This is a genomic window from Anaerococcus kampingae (assembly GCF_046365475.1).
GTDB classification, from domain to species: Bacteria; Bacillota; Clostridia; order Tissierellales; family Peptoniphilaceae; genus Anaerococcus; species Anaerococcus kampingae.
Window position 1 is genome coordinate 1 of sequence record NZ_JBGMEF010000041.1, and the last position, 20,579, is coordinate 20,579.

35 protein-coding genes are annotated in these 20,579 nt (G+C 37.4%); 1 reads left to right on the top strand and 34 read right to left on the bottom strand.

What is annotated here, in order from left to right:
* Positions 1–114: 114 nt before the first annotated feature.
* The 30 genes from rplQ to rpsJ all read right to left on the bottom strand — a co-directional run bounded on the left by rplQ (position 115) and on the right by rpsJ (position 14,384).
* On the bottom strand, positions 115–456 hold the full coding sequence (gene rplQ, locus ACCQ42_RS08915; RefSeq protein WP_410035964.1) for a 50S ribosomal protein L17: 342 nt from the start codon (positions 454–456) through the stop codon (positions 115–117).
* A 9-nt stretch (positions 457–465) separates the two neighbouring features.
* Entirely contained in the window at positions 466–1,416 is a 951-nt protein-coding gene (locus ACCQ42_RS08920; RefSeq protein WP_106461005.1) for a DNA-directed RNA polymerase subunit alpha, read from the bottom strand.
* 30 nt (positions 1,417–1,446) lie between these two features.
* Complete coding sequence (gene rpsD / locus ACCQ42_RS08925) at positions 1,447–2,040, bottom strand: 30S ribosomal protein S4 (protein WP_410035965.1); 594 nt, start codon at positions 2,038–2,040, stop codon at positions 1,447–1,449.
* Between the two features lie 12 nt (positions 2,041–2,052).
* Complete coding sequence (rpsK, locus tag ACCQ42_RS08930) at positions 2,053–2,451, bottom strand: 30S ribosomal protein S11 (RefSeq protein ID WP_106461007.1); 399 nt, start codon at positions 2,449–2,451, stop codon at positions 2,053–2,055.
* Positions 2,452–2,454: 3 nt separating this feature from the next.
* Entirely contained in the window at positions 2,455–2,799 is a 345-nt protein-coding gene (gene rpsM, locus ACCQ42_RS08935; protein ID WP_106461008.1) for a 30S ribosomal protein S13, read from the bottom strand.
* Positions 2,800–2,808: 9 nt separating this feature from the next.
* Positions 2,809–2,922 (bottom strand): 50S ribosomal protein L36, encoded by a 114-nt coding sequence (gene rpmJ, locus ACCQ42_RS08940; protein WP_019191178.1) that lies wholly within the window; start codon positions 2,920–2,922, stop codon positions 2,809–2,811.
* A 57-nt stretch (positions 2,923–2,979) separates the two neighbouring features.
* Positions 2,980–3,198, bottom strand: coding sequence for a translation initiation factor IF-1 (infA, locus tag ACCQ42_RS08945; protein WP_265214196.1), 219 nt, complete (start codon positions 3,196–3,198; stop codon positions 2,980–2,982).
* A gap of 124 nt (positions 3,199–3,322) precedes the next feature.
* Positions 3,323–3,973: an adenylate kinase gene (locus tag ACCQ42_RS08950; RefSeq protein WP_265214197.1), complete on the bottom strand. Its 651-nt coding sequence runs from the start codon at positions 3,971–3,973 to the stop codon at positions 3,323–3,325.
* Positions 3,974–3,976: 3 nt separating this feature from the next.
* Complete coding sequence (secY, locus tag ACCQ42_RS08955) at positions 3,977–5,251, bottom strand: preprotein translocase subunit SecY (protein ID WP_265214198.1); 1,275 nt, start codon at positions 5,249–5,251, stop codon at positions 3,977–3,979.
* A 16-nt stretch (positions 5,252–5,267) separates the two neighbouring features.
* Entirely contained in the window at positions 5,268–5,747 is a 480-nt protein-coding gene (rplO, locus tag ACCQ42_RS08960; RefSeq protein WP_106461012.1) for a 50S ribosomal protein L15, read from the bottom strand.
* A gap of 8 nt (positions 5,748–5,755) precedes the next feature.
* A complete protein-coding gene (gene rpmD / locus ACCQ42_RS08965; protein WP_234025846.1) occupies positions 5,756–5,938 on the bottom strand; it encodes a 50S ribosomal protein L30 in 183 nt (60 codons plus the stop codon).
* Between the two features lie 10 nt (positions 5,939–5,948).
* Positions 5,949–6,458: a 30S ribosomal protein S5 gene (rpsE, locus tag ACCQ42_RS08970; RefSeq protein ID WP_410035966.1), complete on the bottom strand. Its 510-nt coding sequence runs from the start codon at positions 6,456–6,458 to the stop codon at positions 5,949–5,951.
* A 12-nt stretch (positions 6,459–6,470) separates the two neighbouring features.
* The gene (gene rplR / locus ACCQ42_RS08975; RefSeq protein ID WP_265214199.1) at positions 6,471–6,830 is read right to left on the bottom strand and encodes a 50S ribosomal protein L18; all 360 of its coding nucleotides are present in this window, start codon (positions 6,828–6,830) and stop codon (positions 6,471–6,473) included.
* A 9-nt stretch (positions 6,831–6,839) separates the two neighbouring features.
* On the bottom strand, positions 6,840–7,379 hold the full coding sequence (rplF, locus tag ACCQ42_RS08980; protein ID WP_410035967.1) for a 50S ribosomal protein L6: 540 nt from the start codon (positions 7,377–7,379) through the stop codon (positions 6,840–6,842).
* 10 nt (positions 7,380–7,389) lie between these two features.
* Entirely contained in the window at positions 7,390–7,785 is a 396-nt protein-coding gene (rpsH, locus tag ACCQ42_RS08985; RefSeq protein WP_265237750.1) for a 30S ribosomal protein S8, read from the bottom strand.
* Between the two features lie 19 nt (positions 7,786–7,804).
* Positions 7,805–7,990 carry a type Z 30S ribosomal protein S14 gene (locus ACCQ42_RS08990; RefSeq protein WP_004836723.1) on the bottom strand — a complete coding sequence of 62 codons (186 nt, stop codon included), beginning with the start codon at positions 7,988–7,990 and terminating at the stop codon, positions 7,805–7,807.
* An 11-nt stretch (positions 7,991–8,001) separates the two neighbouring features.
* Positions 8,002–8,544 (bottom strand): 50S ribosomal protein L5, encoded by a 543-nt coding sequence (gene rplE / locus ACCQ42_RS08995; protein WP_410035968.1) that lies wholly within the window; start codon positions 8,542–8,544, stop codon positions 8,002–8,004.
* 15 nt (positions 8,545–8,559) lie between these two features.
* Positions 8,560–8,868 (bottom strand): 50S ribosomal protein L24, encoded by a 309-nt coding sequence (rplX, locus tag ACCQ42_RS09000; protein WP_106461019.1) that lies wholly within the window; start codon positions 8,866–8,868, stop codon positions 8,560–8,562.
* Between the two features lie 9 nt (positions 8,869–8,877).
* Positions 8,878–9,246 (bottom strand): 50S ribosomal protein L14, encoded by a 369-nt coding sequence (gene rplN, locus ACCQ42_RS09005; RefSeq protein WP_106461020.1) that lies wholly within the window; start codon positions 9,244–9,246, stop codon positions 8,878–8,880.
* A gap of 17 nt (positions 9,247–9,263) precedes the next feature.
* Positions 9,264–9,524 carry a 30S ribosomal protein S17 gene (rpsQ, locus tag ACCQ42_RS09010; protein ID WP_106461021.1) on the bottom strand — a complete coding sequence of 87 codons (261 nt, stop codon included), beginning with the start codon at positions 9,522–9,524 and terminating at the stop codon, positions 9,264–9,266.
* A gap of 6 nt (positions 9,525–9,530) precedes the next feature.
* Positions 9,531–9,737 carry a 50S ribosomal protein L29 gene (gene rpmC / locus ACCQ42_RS09015; protein WP_106461022.1) on the bottom strand — a complete coding sequence of 69 codons (207 nt, stop codon included), beginning with the start codon at positions 9,735–9,737 and terminating at the stop codon, positions 9,531–9,533.
* 2 nt (positions 9,738–9,739) lie between these two features.
* Positions 9,740–10,168 carry a 50S ribosomal protein L16 gene (gene rplP / locus ACCQ42_RS09020; protein WP_106461023.1) on the bottom strand — a complete coding sequence of 143 codons (429 nt, stop codon included), beginning with the start codon at positions 10,166–10,168 and terminating at the stop codon, positions 9,740–9,742.
* A gap of 24 nt (positions 10,169–10,192) precedes the next feature.
* Positions 10,193–10,930: a 30S ribosomal protein S3 gene (rpsC, locus tag ACCQ42_RS09025; RefSeq protein WP_265214204.1), complete on the bottom strand. Its 738-nt coding sequence runs from the start codon at positions 10,928–10,930 to the stop codon at positions 10,193–10,195.
* A gap of 7 nt (positions 10,931–10,937) precedes the next feature.
* Positions 10,938–11,279, bottom strand: a complete 342-nt coding sequence (rplV, locus tag ACCQ42_RS09030; RefSeq protein ID WP_106461025.1) for a 50S ribosomal protein L22 — start codon at positions 11,277–11,279, stop codon at positions 10,938–10,940.
* Positions 11,280–11,288: 9 nt separating this feature from the next.
* A complete protein-coding gene (gene rpsS / locus ACCQ42_RS09035) occupies positions 11,289–11,576 on the bottom strand; it encodes a 30S ribosomal protein S19 (protein WP_106461026.1) in 288 nt (95 codons plus the stop codon).
* 9 nt (positions 11,577–11,585) lie between these two features.
* Complete coding sequence (rplB, locus tag ACCQ42_RS09040; protein ID WP_410035969.1) at positions 11,586–12,419, bottom strand: 50S ribosomal protein L2; 834 nt, start codon at positions 12,417–12,419, stop codon at positions 11,586–11,588.
* 11 nt (positions 12,420–12,430) lie between these two features.
* Positions 12,431–12,724, bottom strand: coding sequence for a 50S ribosomal protein L23 (rplW, locus tag ACCQ42_RS09045; RefSeq protein WP_106461028.1), 294 nt, complete (start codon positions 12,722–12,724; stop codon positions 12,431–12,433).
* Positions 12,724–13,347 carry a 50S ribosomal protein L4 gene (gene rplD / locus ACCQ42_RS09050; RefSeq protein ID WP_106461029.1) on the bottom strand — a complete coding sequence of 208 codons (624 nt, stop codon included), beginning with the start codon at positions 13,345–13,347 and terminating at the stop codon, positions 12,724–12,726. Before rplD ends, rplW begins: the two co-directional genes overlap by 1 nt.
* 10 nt (positions 13,348–13,357) lie before the next feature.
* Positions 13,358–13,993 (bottom strand): 50S ribosomal protein L3, encoded by a 636-nt coding sequence (rplC, locus tag ACCQ42_RS09055; RefSeq protein WP_106461030.1) that lies wholly within the window; start codon positions 13,991–13,993, stop codon positions 13,358–13,360.
* A 79-nt stretch (positions 13,994–14,072) separates the two neighbouring features.
* Positions 14,073–14,384 carry a 30S ribosomal protein S10 gene (gene rpsJ, locus ACCQ42_RS09060; RefSeq protein ID WP_004826901.1) on the bottom strand — a complete coding sequence of 104 codons (312 nt, stop codon included), beginning with the start codon at positions 14,382–14,384 and terminating at the stop codon, positions 14,073–14,075.
* Between the two features lie 416 nt (positions 14,385–14,800).
* Here rpsJ and ACCQ42_RS09065 point away from each other — a divergent pair, with 416 nt between their 5' ends.
* The gene (locus ACCQ42_RS09065; protein WP_265237757.1) at positions 14,801–16,735 is read left to right on the top strand and encodes an FAD-dependent oxidoreductase; all 1,935 of its coding nucleotides are present in this window, start codon (positions 14,801–14,803) and stop codon (positions 16,733–16,735) included.
* Between the two features lie 118 nt (positions 16,736–16,853).
* Here the strand turns inward: ACCQ42_RS09065 and ACCQ42_RS09070 are convergent, their stop codons facing one another.
* From ACCQ42_RS09070 to ACCQ42_RS09085, 4 genes are all read right to left on the bottom strand, one after another.
* A complete protein-coding gene (locus ACCQ42_RS09070) occupies positions 16,854–17,789 on the bottom strand; it encodes a 2-keto-3-deoxygluconate permease (RefSeq protein ID WP_106461032.1) in 936 nt (311 codons plus the stop codon).
* Between the two features lie 20 nt (positions 17,790–17,809).
* Complete coding sequence (locus ACCQ42_RS09075) at positions 17,810–18,280, bottom strand: GNAT family N-acetyltransferase (protein ID WP_265237760.1); 471 nt, start codon at positions 18,278–18,280, stop codon at positions 17,810–17,812.
* An 8-nt stretch (positions 18,281–18,288) separates the two neighbouring features.
* A complete protein-coding gene (locus tag ACCQ42_RS09080) occupies positions 18,289–19,218 on the bottom strand; it encodes a 2-keto-3-deoxygluconate permease (protein WP_265237762.1) in 930 nt (309 codons plus the stop codon).
* An 82-nt stretch (positions 19,219–19,300) separates the two neighbouring features.
* On the bottom strand, positions 19,301–20,509 hold the full coding sequence (locus ACCQ42_RS09085; protein ID WP_265237764.1) for a MalY/PatB family protein: 1,209 nt from the start codon (positions 20,507–20,509) through the stop codon (positions 19,301–19,303).
* Positions 20,510–20,579 lie beyond the last annotated feature (70 nt).

The following is a 20,579-nucleotide window of genomic DNA, read 5'->3' on the forward strand; positions in this document are numbered from 1 at the left end:
GGACATGCCCGTCATACAAGAAAAACCACCCTCTTTTGAGGATGGTCTTTATTTAAATTATAATCTAAATAAATTATCTGATGCCCACAGCCGCGAGTTTTGGGCATTTATTTATTAAACTAATTCAAGGATAGCAAGTTCAGCTCCGTCGCCTCTTCTTGGTCCTAGTTTTAGTACTCTTGTGTATCCACCATTTCTGTTTTCATATTCTGGTGCTATTTCTGAAAATAGTTTTTGAACTAATTCTGGCTTATATAGGTAGCTTGCTGCTTGTCTTCTTGTGTGAAGTGTATTTTTCTTACCTAGTGTGATCATTTTTTCAGCCATTTTTTGTGTTTCTTTGGCTCTTGTTACTGTAGTTTCGATTCTACCGTTTTCAAGTAATGATCCTACAAGGTTTCTTAGCATAGCATTTCTGTGGTCGGTTCTTCTACCTAGCTTTCTTTTTCCTGCCATGTTTTCCTCCTATTCATCTTTTAAAACAAATCCAAGTTCGTGGATTTTGTCTATTACTTCTGTTAGTGATTTTTTACCGAAGTTTTTGATTGTTTTTAGTTCTGATTCTGGAACTGCTATTATGTCTGCCACTGTATCAAATCCTGCTCTTTTTAGGCAATTGAATGATCTTAGAGATAGGTCTAATTCTTCGATTGTCTTATCTAGGCCTTCGTCTAAGCTTTCTTCTTCTTGTTCATCTATGATTTCTTCTTCTTCTGGTGGGAACTGTTTGTCTGGAAGTTCGTTGAAGAAGGAGAAGTTTTCCATTAGGATGGATGAGCCTTCTGCTAGGGCTTCTTGTGGGCTTACTGTTCCATTTGTCCATACTTCTATGATTAGTTTATCATAGTCTGTTGATTCCCCTACTCTAGTATTTTCTACTGTGTAGTTTACTTTTTCTACTGGAGTGAAGGATGAATCGATAGCGATTGTTCCTATAGGATCTGCTTCGTCTTTATTGTCTTCACTTATCCTATAGCCCTTTCCATTTGTGACATCCATTGCTATTAATAGCTTAGATTTGTCATTTACTGTTGCTATATAATGGTCAGGATTAGCTATTTCAACTAAGGCATCTTCTTTTATATCTTTGGCTGTGACTATTTTTGGTCCTTCTATGTCTAAAAATAGGGTCACATCTTCTTCTGAGTGCTTTTTGACTCTAAGACCTTTGATATTTAATATTATTTCAGGAACGTCTTCAACTACTCCATCTATTACTGAAAATTCGTGGAGTACACCATCTATTAGTATTTTTGAGACGCTAGAACCAGGTAAGGATGATAGAAGCACCCTTCTCATGCTGTTTCCAATGGTTGTACCATATCCTCTTTCTAATGGATATAGGGCGAATTTGCCATAATGGTTTTCTTCGTTTATATCCAGTATTTCTATATCTGTGTTTAATTTTTCGATCATGGTAGCTCCTTAGTTCTAACTTAATTAATCCTACTTAGAGTAAAACTCTACTATCATACGTTCTTCAACTGGAATATCTATCTCTTCTCTTGTTGGGAATTTTTCTACTTTTACTTTTAGGTTATCTATATCAGAATCTAACCATTCTACTACGCCAAATGATGCATTTACTTCTTTGATGTTTTTGAATAGTTCTTTGCTTCTTGATTTTTCTCTAACTTCGATTACATCTCCTTCTTCTACTAGGTATGATGGGATGTCTACTTGTTTGCCATTTACTAATAAGTGGCCGTGTGTTACTATTTGTCTAGCTTCTCTTCTAGTTCTAGCAAGACCTGATCTGAAGGCTATATTATCTAGTCTTCTTTCGCAAAGGATTATAAGTTGCTCACCTGTTTGTCCCTTCATTCTGCTTGCTTTGTCGTAGTAACCTCTAAATTGTTTTTCACTTACTCCGTAGATGAATTTAGCTTTTTGTTTTTCTCTTTGTTGCATACCATATTCAGATAGTTTGCTTCTTCTTTGTGGAAGAGCTCTGTTTGAACTACCTGTATATCCTAGGTAGGCTGGAGAAATGCCTAAAGCTCTCGCTCTTTTGTATACTGGATCTTTGCTTACTGCCATAATATCTCCTTATTAAACTCTTCTTCTCTTTGGTGGTCTACATCCGTTGTGTGGGATTGGTGTTACATCTTTGATCATTGTAACTTCTAGTCCTGCTGCTTGTAAGCTTCTGATTGCAGATTCTCTTCCTGAACCTGGGCCTTTTACGTAAACTTCTACAGTCTTTAGACCATGTTCGATAGCTTTCTTTGCTGCTACATCTGCTGCTTCACCTGCTGCAAATGGAGTAGATTTTCTGCTGCCTCTAAAGCCTAATTGTCCTGCGCTTGCCCAAGAGAGTGCATTACCTTGCATATCAGTAAGTGTTACCATTGTATTATTGAATGTTGATGAAATGTGTGCTTGGCCACGTTCAACATTCTTTTTAACTCTTCTTCTACCTTTAGTAGATCTTTTTCCTTTTGGAGCCATTTATTAACCCTTTCTGCTTTTTCTTGTTCTTGCGTTGTTTTTAGTATTTTGACCTCTTACTGGAAGTCCCATTTTGTGTCTTAGTCCTCTGTATGAACCATTTTCTCTTAGGGCCTTGATGTTGAGATTTCTTTCTCTTCTTAAATCACCTTCGATTGTGTATTTGTTTAGTTCATCACGGATTTGACCAAGTTCTTCTTCTGTAAGGTCTTTCATCTTTGTATCAGGATTGATTCCTGTGTTTTTTAGTATTTCGTTTGCAGTTGAACGACCTATACCATATATATATGTTAGTCCGATTTCTGCTCTTTTTTCTCTAGGTAAATCTATACCAGCTATTCTTGGCATTGTACCCTCCTAACCTTGTCTTTGTTTGTGTTTTGGATTGTCGCAGATTACCATTACTTTACCATTTCTTTTGATAACCTTGCATTTATCACACATTTTTTTAACTGATGCTCTAACTTTCATTTTTGCTCCTAACTTAAGTTTATATCTTGCCTTGGGACTACCCGATATATCGCCGGGCTACTTCTTTCTCCAGGTTATTCTACCTTGGCTAAGATCGTAAGGAGATAATTCTACTGTTACCTTATCTCCTTCTAATATTCTAATGCTGTTCATACGAAGCTTTCCTGATATATGAGCTTGTATTTCATGTCCGTTATCTAGTCTTACTACAAATATTGCATTTGGTTTGGCTTCGATAACTTCCCCTGTTACTTCTATAGCATCTTTTTTTGACATTGATAGAACCTCCTTTTTATTATCTCTAAAATGTCTATTGAACGCTTTATTTCTTATCAACGACTTTGTTCTAGAAATCTATGAAAGATTCTATCACATCTATTTTTTCTAACATAAATTAAGTTTATTCCCCTAATTTATTATTAAACTCGTTAAAAACTTCTTCTGGAGTTTTAGCGCCATCTATTGTTATTAGCTTACCAGCTTCTTTGTAATAGTCTATAAGTGGGCTGGTTTGCTCGTTGTAGATATTGATACGATTTTTGACTGTTTCGTAGTTATCATCGTTTCTTTGGATTAATTTTCCACCACATCTATCACAGATGCCTTCTTTTTCTGGCTTGTGATTTTTAATGTGGTAGGTTTCTCCGCAGTCTGGGCATACTCTTCTGCCTGTGATCCTATCTATAAGGATTTGACTATCTACGTTGAAGTATACCACCTTGCTTATTTCGGTGTTTCTTTCTTCCATTCCGCAATCTAAGGCCTTAGCCTGTTTCATGTTTCTTGGAAACCCATCAAATAAGACTATGGTATTTTCTTCTTTGTCTAGTTTATCAAAGGTATCCCATACCAGGTCTATTGTTAGCTCATCTGGTACTAGGTCTCCTCTGTCCATAAAAGATTTTGCTTTCATTCCCAGTTCAGTTTTATTTGAGATATTATATCTGAATATATCACCTGTTGCTATCTGAACTGCATTTTTTTCTTTTAATATTTTACTTGATAGCGTACCCTTTCCAGCTCCTGGTGGGCCTAACAAAATTATATTCATGTCTTACCTGTTTAAAAATCCTTTATATTGCTTCATTGTCATCATAGCTTCGATTTGTTTAACAGTTTCTATTATTACTCCAACTACGATTATGACACTTGAACCACCGAATGATATGTCTAGTCCTAATACTCTACTTGCTACAGCTGGTACTATAGTTAATAGGGCTAGGGCTACTGATCCTACAAATGTTATTTTTGTTGATACATTGGCTAGGAAGTCACTGGTTGGTTTTCCAGGTCTGATGCCTGGGATGAATCCACCGTTTTGTTGAAGTTGCTTTGCATACTCAACAGTATTAAATTGAATTTGATTGTAGAAGTAAGCAAATATTAATATTAGCACACTTTGTACTAGTAAATATACTCCAAATCCAAATGTAGAATTATTGAAAAATGCTGTTAATCCACTTTGTCTTCCGTTTCCAAAGAATAAGGAAACTGTTGATGGGATTGCAAGAACTGCTGATGCAAAGATTATTGGCATTACGTTACCCATGTTTACCTTTACTGGTATGTGGGTTGATTGACCGCCATACATTTTACGTCCGACAACTCTTTTTGCATACTGGATTGGAATTTTTCTTTCACCTTCTGAGATCATTACTACTGCCATTACTATTAGTACTATGATTACGCACATGATGGCGATTGAAAGTACGCTTGTGGTGTTGTAGTGTAGACCTTCTTGCCATCTAGCTAAGGTTCTTGGGAAGGAGGCGATGATTCCCATGAAGATTAGTAAACTTGTACCATTGCCAAGTCCCTTTTCTGTCATGGTTTCGCCCATCCATGTTACAAACATTGTTCCACCGATTAATACTACGTTCATTACGATTTTTTGGAAGCCTGTTGCATTTGATAGGGCTGCTCCATATAGACCGTTTGTTATAGCTATCGCTTGGAATATTGCGAGTGCTATGGTTACGTATCTGGTGTATTTTTGGATGGTTTTTCTTCCTTGCTCACCTTCTCTAGTTAGCTCTTCTAGCCTTGGTATTACAACTGTTAAAAGCTGCATTACTATTGATGCTGTGATGTATGGTTGTACACCTAGGGCAAATATTGATAGGGTTGATAGGCCACCACCTGTTAACATGTTTAGGTAGTCTACTAAGGTTCCCTCAACATTGCTGTAAGCATTGGCTAGGGCTTGTGAATCTATAAATGGTATTGGAATGTTATTTCCTAATCTATAGATTACAAGCATCATTAGAGTAAAGTAAAATTTTTGTCTAATTTCCTTTTCTCCAGCTGCCTTTCTTATTATATCTAGCATGAATCACTCTTTTCTATTAAGCTTTTTTAGATGGTTTTACCCATTTTTTAACTTCGATAGTTTCTACTGATCCACCTGCTGCTTTGATTTTTTCTTCAGCAGATTTAGTAAATTTATGAGCTTTTATTGTTAATTTCTTTTCTAGATTTCCGTCTCCTAGGATTTTAACGCCGTCTTTTGCTTTGTTTTTTCTTAGGATTTTGTTTTCAAATAATAATTCTGGTGTTACTTCTGTTCCGTCTTCGAATATGTTTAAGCTTTCAACATTGATTGTTTCGTATATCTTTCTGTTGATGTTTTTGAATCCTCTTTTTGGAAGACGTCTGTATAGAGGCATTTGGCCACCTTCAAAGCCTGGTCTTGTACCGCCACCGCTTCTTGAGTTTTGGCCGTCTTGTCCACGTCCAGATCTTTTACCAAGTCCTGAACCAGGGCCTCTACCTTTTCTTTTCTTATCTTTTAATCTTTCATTTGGGGCTAAATCATGTAATTTCATTTCCCACCTCAGTTTATTTCTTTGACACATACCATGTGGTCGATTTTGTGAATCATACCTTTGATTGCGTCGTTATTTTCTTTTACCACTGTTTGACCAATTTTTCTTAGGCCTAGGGCTTTTGCTGTTCTTATTTGATCATCTTTTTTACCGATAAAAGATCTTTTAAGTGTGATTTCAATTTTTGCCATTGTTTTCTCCTTAATAGTCAAATTCTTCTACCGATTTACCACGAAGTCTTGCGATTTCTTCGACTGTTTTCATGTTTGAGAATGCTTCTACACATGCGTTGATGATGTTTCTTGGGTTTGATGTACCTAGGTTTTTAGCCTTGATATCTTTGTAACCTGCAAGTTCGCATATAGCACGTACTGGACCACCTGCGATGATTCCGGTACCTTCTGCAGCTGGCATTAGTAGTACTCTTCCTGCTGCAGAGTGTCCTTGTATTCTGTGTGGTATTGTTGTACCTACTAATGGTACTTCGATCATGTGTTTTTTAGCATTTTCAGTTGCTTTTCTTATAGCTTCTGGTACTTCTGTAGCTTTTCCTGTTCCTACACCAACTACTCCATTTGAGTTTCCAACTACTACTAGTGCTGAAAATCTCATGTTACGTCCACCTTTTACGGTTTTAGCAACTCTGTTGATTGCAACTACTCTATCTTCGAGGTTTAGTTTTTCCACTTCACTTTTTAATAAATATTTCACTTTCAAAACCTCCTAAAACTTAAGACCAGCTTCTCTTGCTGCATCTGCGACTGCTTTAACTTTTCCGTGATATAAATATCCGTTTCTGTCAAATACTACTTCTTCTATGCCTGCTTCGAGTGCTCTTTTTGCTATTGCGCTTCCTACTTTTTTAGCAGCTTCGATGTTTGCTGATGAAGCATCGATTACTTCTTTTTGTAGGGTGTTGGCACTTGCAAGTGTTACTCCGTTTACATCGTCAATTAGTTGTGCATAGATGTTTGTATTTGATTTATATACTGAAAGTCTTGGTCTTTGAGGAGTGCCTGAAATTTTAGCTCTAACTCTTTTTTTACGAGTTATTAGTCTATCGTTTTTGTGTTTTCTTGCCATTATTTTCTCCTACTTACCTGTTTTACCGACTTTACGTCTTACATGCTCATCAGTGTATCTGATTCCCTTGCCTTTGTATGGTTCTGGTTTTCTTTTTGCTCTGATGTTTGCAGCATGTTGACCTACTAATTGTTTGTTATATCCTTTTACAATTATGGTTCTATCGTTTGGTACTTCTACTTCGATTCCTTCAGGATCTTCCATTGTTACTTGGTGTGAGTAGCCTAGGTTCATTACTAGGTTTTTACCTTGTTTATTAGCTCTATATCCTGTACCTTCGATTTGAAGTGTTTTTGAATAACCTTCTGATACACCTACAACTATGTTGTTTAGTAGTGATCTATATAGACCGTGGTCGATGTTTTCTTCTTTTGTGTAGTTTTCTGGAATTTGTACTAGTATTTCATCGCCTTCTTGGACTAGACTTACTCTTTCAGATACTGTTAGAGAATCTTCGCCTTTAGGGCCTTTTACTTTTACATTTCTTCCGTTTATTTCTACTGTTACTCCAGAAGGTATGTGTATTGGTTGTTTACCTATTCTTGACATATATTACTCCTTACCATACGTAACAAATAACTTCGCCGCCTACGTTTTCGCTTCTTGCAGCGCGGTCTGTTAAAAGTCCTTTTGATGTCGAAATAATTGCTGTTCCTAGTCCGTCAAGTACTTTTGGAACTTCGTTTGCTTTTACGTAAACTCTTAGGCCTGGTTTAGAAATTCTTCTTAAGCCTGAGATTACTCTTTCGCCATTTTCTGTATATTTTAAATCTATTGTAAGAATACCTTGTTTGCCGTCTTCTTCTACGTTAAACCCTGTTATAAAGCCTTCATCAAGAAGTATTTGGGCAATAGCTTTTTTCTCATTAGAAGATGGTAGTGAAACCTGTTTATGGTTTGCTTTATTACCATTTCTGATTCTTGTTAGCATATCCGCTATTGGATCTGTCATCATAATTATCTTTCCCCCTTAATTACCAGCTTGCTTTTCTTACTCCTGGAATTTGTCCATTATTTGCAAGTTCTCTAAAGCAAATACGGCAGATTCCATATTTTCTTAAGTAGCCGTGTGGTCTTCCACAAAGTTTACATCTTGTGTATTCTCTTGTTGAGAATTTTTGTTTTCTTTGTTGTTTAGCTCTTAGTGACTTCTTAGCCATTTTTGCTCCTTCTATTTCTTAAAAGGCATTCCCATTAATTCTAAGAATGCTTTTGCTTCTTCATCAGTCTTAGCTGTTGTTACGATTGAGATGTCCATTCCGTGTAGGAAGTCTACATCATCGTATTTGATTTCTGGGAAGATTAGTTGCTCTTTGATACCTAGTGAATAGTTTCCTCTTCCGTCAAATGAGTTTGGATTTATTCCTCTAAAGTCTCTTACCCTTGGTAGTGAAATTGAGATTAACTTGTCTAGGAAGTCATACATTTTTTCTCTTCTTAGGGTTACTTTTGTACCAATTGCTTGACCTTCTCTTAGTTTGAAGTTTGCTACTGATTTTTTAGCTTTTAATTCTATTGGTTGTTGACCAGTTATTAGGCTTAGCTCACGTTTTGCTGAGTTTAAGATATTTTGGTTATCTTTTGCTTCTCCAAGTCCGCAGTTTATAACTATTTTTGTTAACTTTGGAACTTCCATTACGTTTTGGTAACCAAATTTTTCTATTAACTTACCAACAACTTCATTTTGATATTTTTCTTTAAGTCTGCTTGTCATAGTTTCTCCTATCAACTAGTCGAATTTTTCGTCAGTTTTCTTTGATTTACGAACTTTTTTACCATCTTCGTAAACTATTTCTGTACGAACACCTTTTTTTAGTTCTTCTGAATATAGAAGTACATTTGATGCATCAATAGGACCATTTTTTTCAAGTCTTCCGCTTTCGCCACCCATTTGGGTTGGTTTTTGGTGTTTTACTTGTACGTTTACACCTTCAACTATTACTCTATTTTCTTTTGGGAAAGCTTGTAATACTTCTCCAACATGTCCTTTATATTCACCTGATATTATTTGGACTTTATCGCCTTTTTTTATATGCATTTTATCCCCCTATAATACTTCCGGTGCTAGTGAGATAATTCTCATAAAGCCTTCAGATCTTAGCTCTCTGGTTACTGGTCCAAAGATTCTTGTTCCTACTGGTGTTAGGTCATCTTTTATGATTACTGCAGCATTATCATCGAAGTTGATTGTTGAACCATCGACTCTTTTTAGTCCTCTTTTTGTTCTAACTATTACTGCTTTTACTACTTGACCTTTTTTTACCGCTCCGCCGGGTGTTGCACTTTTAACTGAACAAGTTACTACATCACCAATATTAGCATATCTTCTTCTGGTTCCTCCAAGAACTTTGATTACTAAAAGTTCTCTTGCGCCGGAGTTATCTGCAACTCTCATACGAGTTTCTTGTTGTATCATAATAATCTCCTTATCAATTAAACAATTTCTGCCGCTTGGCTAATGCGTACTAGTCTCCATCTTTTTGTTTTAGATAGGGCTCTTGTTTCCATTATTACTACTTTATCGCCAACTTTAGCTTCGTTATTTTCATCATGAGCTTTGTATTTTTTGCTTCTGTTTATTCTCTTCTTGTATACTGGGTGTGGTATTTTTTCTTCTACAAGGACTGTTATTGTTTTGTCCATTGCATCTGAAACTACCACGCCTTGGCGTACGTTTCTTCTATTTCTTTCCATTTAAGATTAAGCCTCCTTGCCCTGTTGTAGCTTTCTTTCTGTTTGGATAGTCTTTACTCTAGCTATATCTTTCTTAACAGTTCCAATAGCTGCTGGGTTTTCTAATTGACCTGTGGCAAGCCTAAAACGAAGATTGAAAAGCTCATTTTGTAAATCAAATAGCTGTTTATCTAAATCTCTATCTGATAAATTTCTGATTTCTTTTACTTTCATCCTTATTCCTCCGTACCTGTTACTTCAAGTCTTTGGATGAATTTTGTCTTTACTGGAAGTTTTTGTGCAGCAAGTCTCATAGCTTCTCTTGCAACTTCTTCACTAACACCACTCATCTCAAATAGTACTTTTCCTGGTTTGATAACGGCTACCCAATACTCTGGTGCACCTTTACCAGAACCCATTCTTACCTCTGCAGGCTTTTTAGATACTGGTTTGTCTGGAAATACTTTGATCCAAATATTTCCGCCTCTTTTTATATATCTTGTCATCGCACGACGAGCAGCCTCGATTTGGTTTGCTGTCATCCAGCAAGCTTCTAGAGCTTGTAAACCATACTCACCATAAGCTAGTTGGTTACCTCTATTAGCGTTACCTTTCATTCTGCCTCTATGTTGTCTACGATATTTAACTCTTTTAGGCATTAACATAAAAATTTCTCCTAATCTTTAAGACTAATTTTGTCCCTTTGCGTTAGCTTTGTTTGGACGTCTATTATTTCTTTTTCTTCTTCTGTTGTTTTGTGGTGCAGCTAGTTTTGGTTCTCTTTCAGCTTTTTCTCCTGGAAGTACTTCGCCTTTATAGATCCAAACCTTGCAACCAATCTTACCATATTCTGTATCTGCTTCAGCAAATCCGTAGTCTATGTTTGCTCTTAAGGTTTGAAGTGGAATTGTACCTTCTGAGTATCCTTCACTTCTTGCCATATCAGCACCGCCAACTCTTCCTGAAACCATTGTCTTGATTCCTTTTGCGCCGGCTCTCATTGTTCTACCGATTACTTGTTTCATTGCGCGTCTAAATGCAACTCTGTTTTCTAGTTGGCTTGCTATATTTTCAGCAACTAATTGAGCAGATAGGTCTTGGTATTTGATTTCTTCAACATTGATGATGATTCTTTTACCAGGAGCTATTTTTTCTAATTTTGTTTTTAACTCTTCTACTCCAGCTCCACCTCTACCGATTACCATTCCTGGTTTTCCTGTAAAGATTGTAACCTTAAGATTGTTTACTGCTCTTTCGATTTCGATATCTGCGATTCCTGCATCGTATGCTGTCTTTTTGATGAATTCTCTTATTTTGTAGTCTTCTACTAGAAGGTCTGAGAAATCTTTTTTGTCAGCAAACCATTTTGAATCCCAATCTTTGATTACGCCTACTCTATATCCTTTAGGGTTTACTTTTTGTCCCATATTAATCCTACCTTTCCTCTATATCCGCTAACTCTACGCCGATATGACTTGATCTTTTTAATATAGGGTATGCAGCACCCTTAGCTTTAGGTCTGTATCTTTTCATAGTTGGTGCATCATTTGCGTATGCTTTTTCAACTATTAGATTTTCTCTGTCAAGTCCGTTGTTGTTTTCAGCGTTGGCAATTGCACTTTTTAGTACATCTTCAAGTAGTCTAGCACCTTTTTTGTTTGTAAATCTAAGGATATTTAGTGCTTCATCAACTTGTTTGCCTCTGATTTCTCTTGCTATATAGTTAACTTTAAGAGGAGATATCCTTTGATATTTAGCTATTGCTCTTACTTTCATTAGTTTCTCCTACCTCATTTTGCTTTTCATTTCAGTTGCCTTTTTAGCGTGGCCTCTGAATGTTCTTGTTGGTACAAATTCGCCTAGTTTATGACCTACCATATCTTCTGTGATATAGATTGGAACGTGTTTTCTTCCGTCATGTACTGCGATTGTATGTTCTACAAATTCAGGGAATATTGTAGAACGTCTTGACCATGTTCTTACAACTTTCTTTTCATTTTTTTCATTTAAAGCTTCGATTTTTTTCATTAAATGATCATCGACAAATGGTCCTTTTTTAAGTGATCTAGCCATTATATCCCCCTATTTTTCGTTTCTTCTTCTTACGATGTATGCAGAAGATTGTTTTTTAGCATTTCTTGTTTTAACACCGATTGCTTTTTTGCCCCATGGTGTCATTGGTGCTGGTCTACCGATTGTTGTTCTACCTTCACCACCACCGTGTGGATGGTCAACTGGGTTCATTGCTGATCCTCTTACGTGAGGTCTTCTGCCTAGGTATCTGCTCTTACCAGCCTTACCTACTCTGATTAGCTCGTGTTCTGTATTTCCTACAGTTCCTACTGTTGCTTTACAGTTTAGGTGTACCATTCTTACTTCGCCTGAAGGTAATCTTAGTGTTGCAAAGTTTCCTTCTTTTGCCATAAGTTGAGCGCCAGTTCCTGCACTTCTTACAAGTGTTGCACCTGTACCTGCTCTAAGTTCTACAGCGTGTACTGTTGTACCTACTGGGATGTCTTTTAGCTCTAGTGCGTTACCTGGTTTGATATCAGCTTCAGATCCTGATTCGATTACATCGCCTACTTTTAGTCCCTTTGGAGCTAGGATATATCTTTTTTCACCATCAGCATATGCTACTAGTGCGATATATGCGCTTCTGTTTGGATCGTATTCGATGGTTTGTACTTTTGCTGGGATATTGTCCTTATCTCTTTTGAAGTCGATAATTCTATATCTTCTCTTAACTCCGCCACCACGGAATCTTAGTGTTGTTCTACCTGTATTGTTTCTTCCGCCCTTGCTCTTAAGGTCGGTTGTAAGTTTCTTGTATGGTTTTGATGTAGTAACTTCTTCAAAGGTACTTACTGACATATTTCTATGTCCGTTTGAAGTTGGTTTTAATTTTCTAATAGCCATTTAACCCCTCCTTATAGTCCGTCGAAGTATTCAATTGCTTGGCTATCTTCTGTTAGTTCAACGATAGCTTTTTTCCAGTCACTTCTTTTACCATAACCATATCTTGTTCTTACTTTTTTGCCTGTATAGTTCATGGTTCTAACTGATTTTACTTTTACGCCTTCAAAGATTGCTTCTACTGCTTCTTTGATTTGTGGCTTATTTGCATTCTTGTCTACTTCAAATGTGTATTTGTTTTCATCAAGCATTTCCATGCTTTTTTCTGTAATAATTGGTCTTTTGATTATTTGGTAAGGTGCTTTCATTAGATAAATACCTCCTCAAGTTTAGCAATTGCATCTTTTGTAATTACTAACTTGTCGTGTCTTACTAAATCATAAACATTTACTAGTCTTGCCTCAGCTACGTCTACGCCAGCAAGGTTTCTAAATGATCTATATACTAGGTCATCTCTTTCTGCTGTTACTACGTATGCTTTCTTTTCAGCGTTTAGGGCACTTAGTGCAGCCTTTGCTTCTTTTGTCTTAGAATTTTCTAGGGCAAGGCTATCAACTACTACTAGTTCATTGTTCTCAAGTTTAGATGTAAGTACTGAGTAAAGTGCTTTTCTTCTTAATTTCTTTGCTAATTTGTAGCTGTAGTCTCTTGGCTTTGGTGCAAATACTACACCACCGCCTGTAAAGTGTGGTGCTCTTATAGAACCTTGACGAGCACGTCCTGTTCCTTTTTGTCTGAATGGTTTTCTACCACCACCACGTACTTCAGCACGTGTCTTAGCTGATTGAGTACCTTGTCTTTTATTTGCAAGTTGGTTTTTAACTACTTCATATACAGCGTGTTCGCTTATTTCTGTAGCAAATAGAGTTTCGTTTAGCTCTAGAGAACCAACATTTTCTCCTTTTATATTTAAAATATCTACTTTAGGCATTTTCTCCTCCTTAGTCTAGGCTTTTTATAGCGCTTTTTACTTCTACAAGGCCGCCTTTAGGTCCTGGAACGCCACCTTTTACTAAGATGTAGCTATCTTCAGCGTTTACTTTTACAAGTTTAACATTTTGGATAGTAACACGGTCATGTCCCATTTTTCCTGAACCTTTTCTACCTTTGAATACTCTAGCTGGGTCAGAACCTGCTGCTCTAGCACCTGCTACTCTGTGAGATTTTGAACCATGGCTTGCAGGTCCTCTTCCGTAGTTCCATCTTTTGATAGCACCTTGAGTTCCCTTACCTTTTGATATAGCAACTATATCAACTAGTTCACCTTCTTCAAAGATATCAACTGTGATCTTATCACCAGCTTTTAGTTCTGTAGCTTCATCGCCTAGTCTAATTTCTTTAAGGTATCTTTTGTAAGATACGCCAGCTTTGTCATAATGACCTCTGATAGGTTTTTTGACATTTTTTTCTTTTTTGTCAACTGTTCCTACTTGGATAGCATTGTAACCGTCATTTTCGATTGTCTTAACTTGGACAACGGCATTTTCCTCTGCTTTTAGAACAGTAACAGGAGTGATAACTCCGTCAGCATCGATTACTTGAGTCATGCCTACTTTTGTTGTAAATATACTCTTCATGAGTACCTCCTTAATTACAGCGGATTGATCAATCTAGTTAATTCTTATTAACCCCTATTCTCAATCATCCTAATTACAGTTATAGTTTAATTTCGATATCTACACCAGCTGGAAGATTTAACTTCTTTAGTGCGTCTAATGTCTTTGCATTAGGTCCTATGATGTCGATTAATCTCTTGTGTGTTCTTTGTTCAAACTGTTCTCTGGAATCTTTGTACTTGTGGACAGCTCTAAGAATTGTAATTCTTTCGATTTCTGTTGGTAATGGAATTGGTCCACTTACTTCTGCTCCGCTTCTTTTAACTGCTTCTACGATTTTCTCTGCTGAGCTGTCAATCACTTCGTGATCATAAGCTCTAAGTCTGATTCTTATCTTTTGTTGATTAGCCATTTTCCTCTCTCTTTCTTTCACGCTCACCCGGGCGTTTGATAATAATTTGGAAATCACTCGGGATTCTTCCCAAGCTTGCTCGATTAGAGTTCCCTTATGTCTTTGGCCTTAAAACATAAGCAACATCTAACTTCTAAGCACTTATATATAATACGACAATTAAGCGTATTTCGCAAGTTTTTTCTAGATTTTACAATTCTTTTTGTTTATATATAAAACTTTTAAAACGCTAGTAAAAAACCCTGCTAGTAAATATACCAGCTAGGTTTTACTTTTCAAGTCTATATACAAATATTTTTGATTTTTCATTTCCTTCTTTATATAATTGACTAATATGCTTATATTTTATATATGTCAATATTGCCAATATATTAATTCTATGTTAAGATTTAATTAACATACATAAGGAGGGAATTATGAAAAACAAATTATTGTTATTGCTTTTGAGTGCTTCAATTTTAACAGCTTGTCAGAATGACGATGTTAACAAAAAAGAAGAAGTTAAAAGCGAAGAGAAGAGCGAAGATAAGTCTCAAGATACTTCCGAACAAAAAGAAAAAACATCCGATATTGCCTACAAAGAAGGCGAATATAAGGCTGTTGCCACAGGTGTTGACGGTGATGTTGAAGTCATTGTTAAACTTGGCAAGGATAAGATAGAATCAGTTGAAATTGGCGAGGAAAATGAAACAAGTGGTATTTGCGAAGCTGTCTACGATACCATTCCTCAAGCTATTGTCGATAACCAATCTCTAGCAATCGACAATGTTTCTGGTGCTACAATCACATCCGCAGCTGTAAAAACTGCCGCAGCTAAGGCTATTGAAGAAGGTTCATCAAAGGAAGTTGTTGATGCCCTTAAAAAAGTCGAAGTACCTGTCGATGTAAAAGATGAAGAACTTGACTACGACGTAGTTGTAGCGGGTGGCGGTTTTAGTGGTATTGTATCTGCTTACAGGGCTGCTAGCGATGGTGCAAAAGTAGCACTTATCGAAAAAAACGGTCTTCTAGGCGGTACATCAATCACAGCTAGTGGTAATATGCTTGCCGCTCCAACAGAAGCTGACAAGGAAACAATGAAAACAGGCTGGCTAAACAGGTCTTGGTCCCAAAATCTAAACCCAATCGACATGGAAATGCTCGATGCCCTTATCGATGTTTCTCCAAAACTAATGCAAGTTTATGATGAAATCGGAGTTGATTACAGAACTGAACCTAGTGAAAAAGATGGGTCCATCACTGTAAAAATCAACCCAAATGAGAAATCAAAGAAAAACGCAGAAGCAATCACCATTCCGTCTAAAAAAGCAAATGCTAAGGGTGCACCAAACCTAATCGCAACCTTTGTTAAAAAACTAAATGATTTGGGAGTTGATATTTACCTAAATACTCCAGCTACAGAATTAATAAATGATGACGGAGTTATAAAGGGAGTAATTTCTGATTCTAAGACTGGCAAGAAAACCTTCAACGCTGGCGCAGTAGTCCTTGCAACAGGTGACTACGCAAGAAACCCTGAAATGGATAAGGAATACAACAAGAGAGGTGCTGGAGAATACTCTGCCTCTGCTATAGGAAACACTGGTGACGGCCACAAACTTGCCCTAGAAGCAGGAGCTGTTATGAATCCATTCCAAGAATCTATGTCAGGCGTATTTAATGCCAACCCACACGACTACCCAATGGTAGGCGATCCTACAAATGGTTATCCATTTGAAGCCATCCTTCTTAATATGGAAGGCAAGAGAGTATTCAAGGAAGACGGCGGATCCCACCCACAAAAATTTGAATTCGTAAGAGAAGACGGACCAAATACAGCTTGGGCAATCATGGATAGCGAAATCGCTCCAAACCTTCCTCACTTGGAAGAATACCTAGAAAAAACTGCCAACAATGACAAAATTATCAGAGTTTACAAGGCAGATACTATCGAAGAATTAGCTAAGCTAATGGAACTTGACCCAGAAGTAGTCAAGGGTGAAGTAGACAGATATAACGAACTAGCCAAGGCTGGCGAAGATACAGACTTCGGCAAAGACCCTAAATTCCTTAAAGAATTTAAGGCAGAAGGTCCTTACTACGCAGCTTTGATGTATGATGGAACCCGTGGTGTATACGGCGGAATTAAAACTTCTCCAAGGGCTGAAGTTGTTGACAAAGACGGGAATCCAATACCTGGCCTTTATGCATCAGGTGTAATCTCATCAGGCCAATTCTTTGGCGACTTCTACCCAGGTAGACAAGCCATAGGTGTAGCTGGCTATATGGGTTATATAGCAGGCGAAAACGCAAGTGCCTTTGCAGATGAAAGTGTGACAAATGATTTTGCAGGTAAAAGCGATAAAAAATAAATAAATCTCAATAAAAAATTACCCTCCGGCTTATAAAGCTCGGAGGGTTTTTAATGTTTTGAAAAATATTAAATTGCGCTAAAAAAATTCTATCTTCATATATATTTTTTCATCAAAATTACTTAGCCTTTCGAATCTTAAGCCAAAAGCTTGCCGCAAGAGGCACTAAAATAGAACTAACAATTACGACAGTTCCCAATTGGGCTGCTGCAAGGCTCTCATAAGCCTGCCATGATGGATCAAGTTCTGCTACAAGAGCAGGCACTATTACAGAATTACCCGCAGCTGTATATATTGCAATCGCTGCCCAGCCTGGTCTTTTGTTTATAAATATATCAAGAGGCAGACTAATCACAAAGGCTGCTCCAATTGTAAGAAGACTTAAGATAAAACCACCAGCCCCTCCCCTTAGGATTGTAGATAGATTTATCCCACAACCTATGGCAAAGCCCAAAAAGGGCATGATATATTTTTGGGTCCCTGCGAGGAATTCACAAAAGCCTTGGTCAATATTTCCCAAAAAGATTCCTAAAAGAATAGGCATAGCCAAGTCTAAAATTGATGTAGGGGTAATATCTGCTATTCCAAGCATTGAAAGGGTAAAATAGGTAAATATTGGCACAGAAATAATGGCAGTTATGGCTGCGCTTGCTATATCGTATTCATCACCATAATCACCGCTTATGCCTATAAAAATAGAATTATTTTGATTTGAAATTGCAGCAATAAAGGCAAGAGCCGATATACCGAAAATCCCATTTCTGCCAAAGGCTTTAAAAAATATATAGCCCAGGGCAATTGATGTAAGCCACTTAGATAAAAGTAATACTAGGCCCCTGTGAAGGGCTTTTTTAAGCCTTGCTAGGGTAAGTTGGCTGCCTACAGCAAGGAGGGTTATATCAATGATTGCATTTAGGCCATCAGGGCTTGCTATAGCCTTAGTCATCGGTCCAAGGTCAAATACACTTGGAGCTAGACTATTTATAAGAGCTCCCACAAATAAAGGGACAATTATAGTAGCCGCTGGAATTTTTTTGAAAAATTTACTTAACATATTTTATCCTTACTAATCTCTTAGTCCCCAAGATACTTTATATAGATCTGGCAAGGGTTCCACTCATCCCAAAGGCTAGGAAATACCTCAAGCTCCTTATAGCCGATAGCCTTATAAAAATTATTGGTGATATCATATTCTTCATAATGACCTAACTCTACAGTCTTAACTTGCGAATACGAATAACCTAGCGATTTGGCAAGCCTTTCATACTCTTTATTTAAGGCTTTTCCTACTCCTTGGCGGTGAAAGGCCTTCTTTATCCCCATTACAAAAATATCCGCACAGTCAGGGCTGGTCGCATTTAAGACAATGAAGCCAATCGGATTATTTTTACAAAAAGCTGCCAAAAAGTGCTTATCTTGAGAATCTCTTATATAGGCTTCAGTACTTTCAGCAAGTCCAAACCATTCTGGCAAATCATTTAAAATATCTCTAGCTATCTCTTCTTTTTCTTTCTTATCTTTTATTTCCTTAACATTAAATTCCATCTTGTCTCCTACTTATTTTTAAATCTCTTAGCCCAAAAATCTGTAATTATGGGTGTGAGAATAATTGTAACTACAACAGAAGCTGCTACTTGGGCTGTGGCAAGGCCTACAAAGGCCTTCCAGGTCGGATCAATTTCTGCAATCATAGCAGGCACAGCTACCGCATTGGCTCCAGTTGTGGCAAGGGCCCATCCAGTATGGCCTGGCCTTTTGTTAAACTTCATATCAGCAAAGACCGTAAAAGATCCCACTATAGCTATTACAACAAAGGCAAGGATAAGACCAGAAAAGCCAGCCCTATAGACATTTCTAAGGTCAATTGCTGACCCCATGGAAAAACCTAAGAAGGGAATAATCATCTTTTGACTTGTAGAAAAAATCTCCCTAGATCCCTTTATGAAATGTCCAATAAAAATCCCCAAAATCACAGGCATGGCAGAATCTAAGATTGCCAAAAATGGAATATTAGCAAGGCCTCCCATGCCAAGAACTAGCATAGCGAGCATAGGACCTGTTATAAGGGATCCAAAGCCTGCCAAGGCCTGGTCAATCCTATCCCCATAATTTATATTTAGGCTGATAAAGACGGAGTTATTGTGGTTTAAAACCCCGCAGGCAAGGGCCAAAAGTGATAGACCAAAAACCCCTTCCCTGCCAAAAAGCTTTGAAATACCAAAGACAAGGATAAGTCCCATAGAAATCCTTGCTAGGGAAATAACACCAGCCCTCTTTATAACTTCGCCAATATTTGAAAAATCTATCTGAGAACCAGCCGCCATAAGGTTAAGGGCCATGAGGACCTTGACAGACCCATTTGAAAATAGGGCCTGGCTAAATTCTCCAAATCCAATCCCATCAGGAAAAGACGTATGAATAAGGGCCGCAAACAAAAGGGGCACCATCATATTTCCCGCAGGAATTTTTTTAATAAAATCCATAAAATCTCCTTTATAAGACTTTACCATTCTTAAAAGCCTAAGTAGAAATCCCCCGATTTTTTTATAAATCAGGGGATAAATCTCATTTGATCACATATTTTTTAAGTCTATCAAAGGCTTCCTTAACTTTTGCGAAAGGCAAGGCTAGATTCATCCTTATAGAATATTTTCCGTGGAAAGGCCTGCCATCTTGCCAAGCTACTCCCACATCCCAGCCAGCTTTTAAGATATGACCGATATCCACTGCCTTATCCTTGCAATATTTTTCAAAGTCAACAAAGAGCATATAGGTGCCTTCTGGCTTAAAGACTTCTACGCCAGCAAAATTATCCCTAATAAAATCACAAGCATAATTCACATTCTCACCTATAGTTTTATTAAGTTCGTCAGTCCATTCATGACCTGTCTTAGAATAGGCCCCAATTAGGGCGTGCATGGATAAGACATTCATGGAATTGTAGTGGGAAAGAGAGGCTTCCTTATTGATCCTATTTCTTATATATTCATTGTAGATAATATGGTAAGATCCTACAAGACCTGCAAGGTTGAAGGTCTTACTTGGAGCATAGAGAGCTACGGTATTTTCGTGGGCATAGGCGCTTACTGACTGGGTTGGGATTTGCTTGTGGCCAAAAAGAATAATATCTGACCATATTTCATCAGAAATAATCTTTACCTGGTGGCGTTGAAAAATATCGACAGCCTTCTTTAATTCCTCCCTTGTCCAAACCCTGCCTGTTGGGTTATGAGGATTGCAGATTATGGCTGTAGTAATTTTTTGGTCAATTATTTTTCTTTCCATATCCTCATAATCCATGACCCATCTTCCAGACTCATCCTTTATTAGGTCTGAATGGATGATGTGGTAGCCATTATTAGCCAGAGAATTTGTAAAACCAATATAGGTAGGAGAATGAGCTAGGACCTTATCTCCTCTTGAGCAAAAGACATTTAGGGCTGATATAAGGCCACCCAAGACCCCATTTTCATAGCCGATGTCTTCTTTTTTGATGTCGAAAATCCCCTTTCTATCCTTGTGCCAAGAGATAATCGCCTGGTAATATTCATCTGTCGCCATAAAATAGCCAAAGGCTGGATGATTTACCCTATTTATTATGGCTTCTTGGATGGAAGGCGCTGTCGGGAAATTCATATCAGCAACCCACATAGGAATGACTTCAAAGCCTTCCCTTGGCCTATCAGGACTCATACCAGGCATAAGACCAAGCCCATCGACAGCTATAGCATCCATCCCATGCCTTTCAAGCATCTGGTCAAAGTTAAATTTCATAATCTCCTCCTCGTTTAATTCTTTTATATGTCTTATTTTCATTATACTCATTTTGCTTTAGGAAAATAAG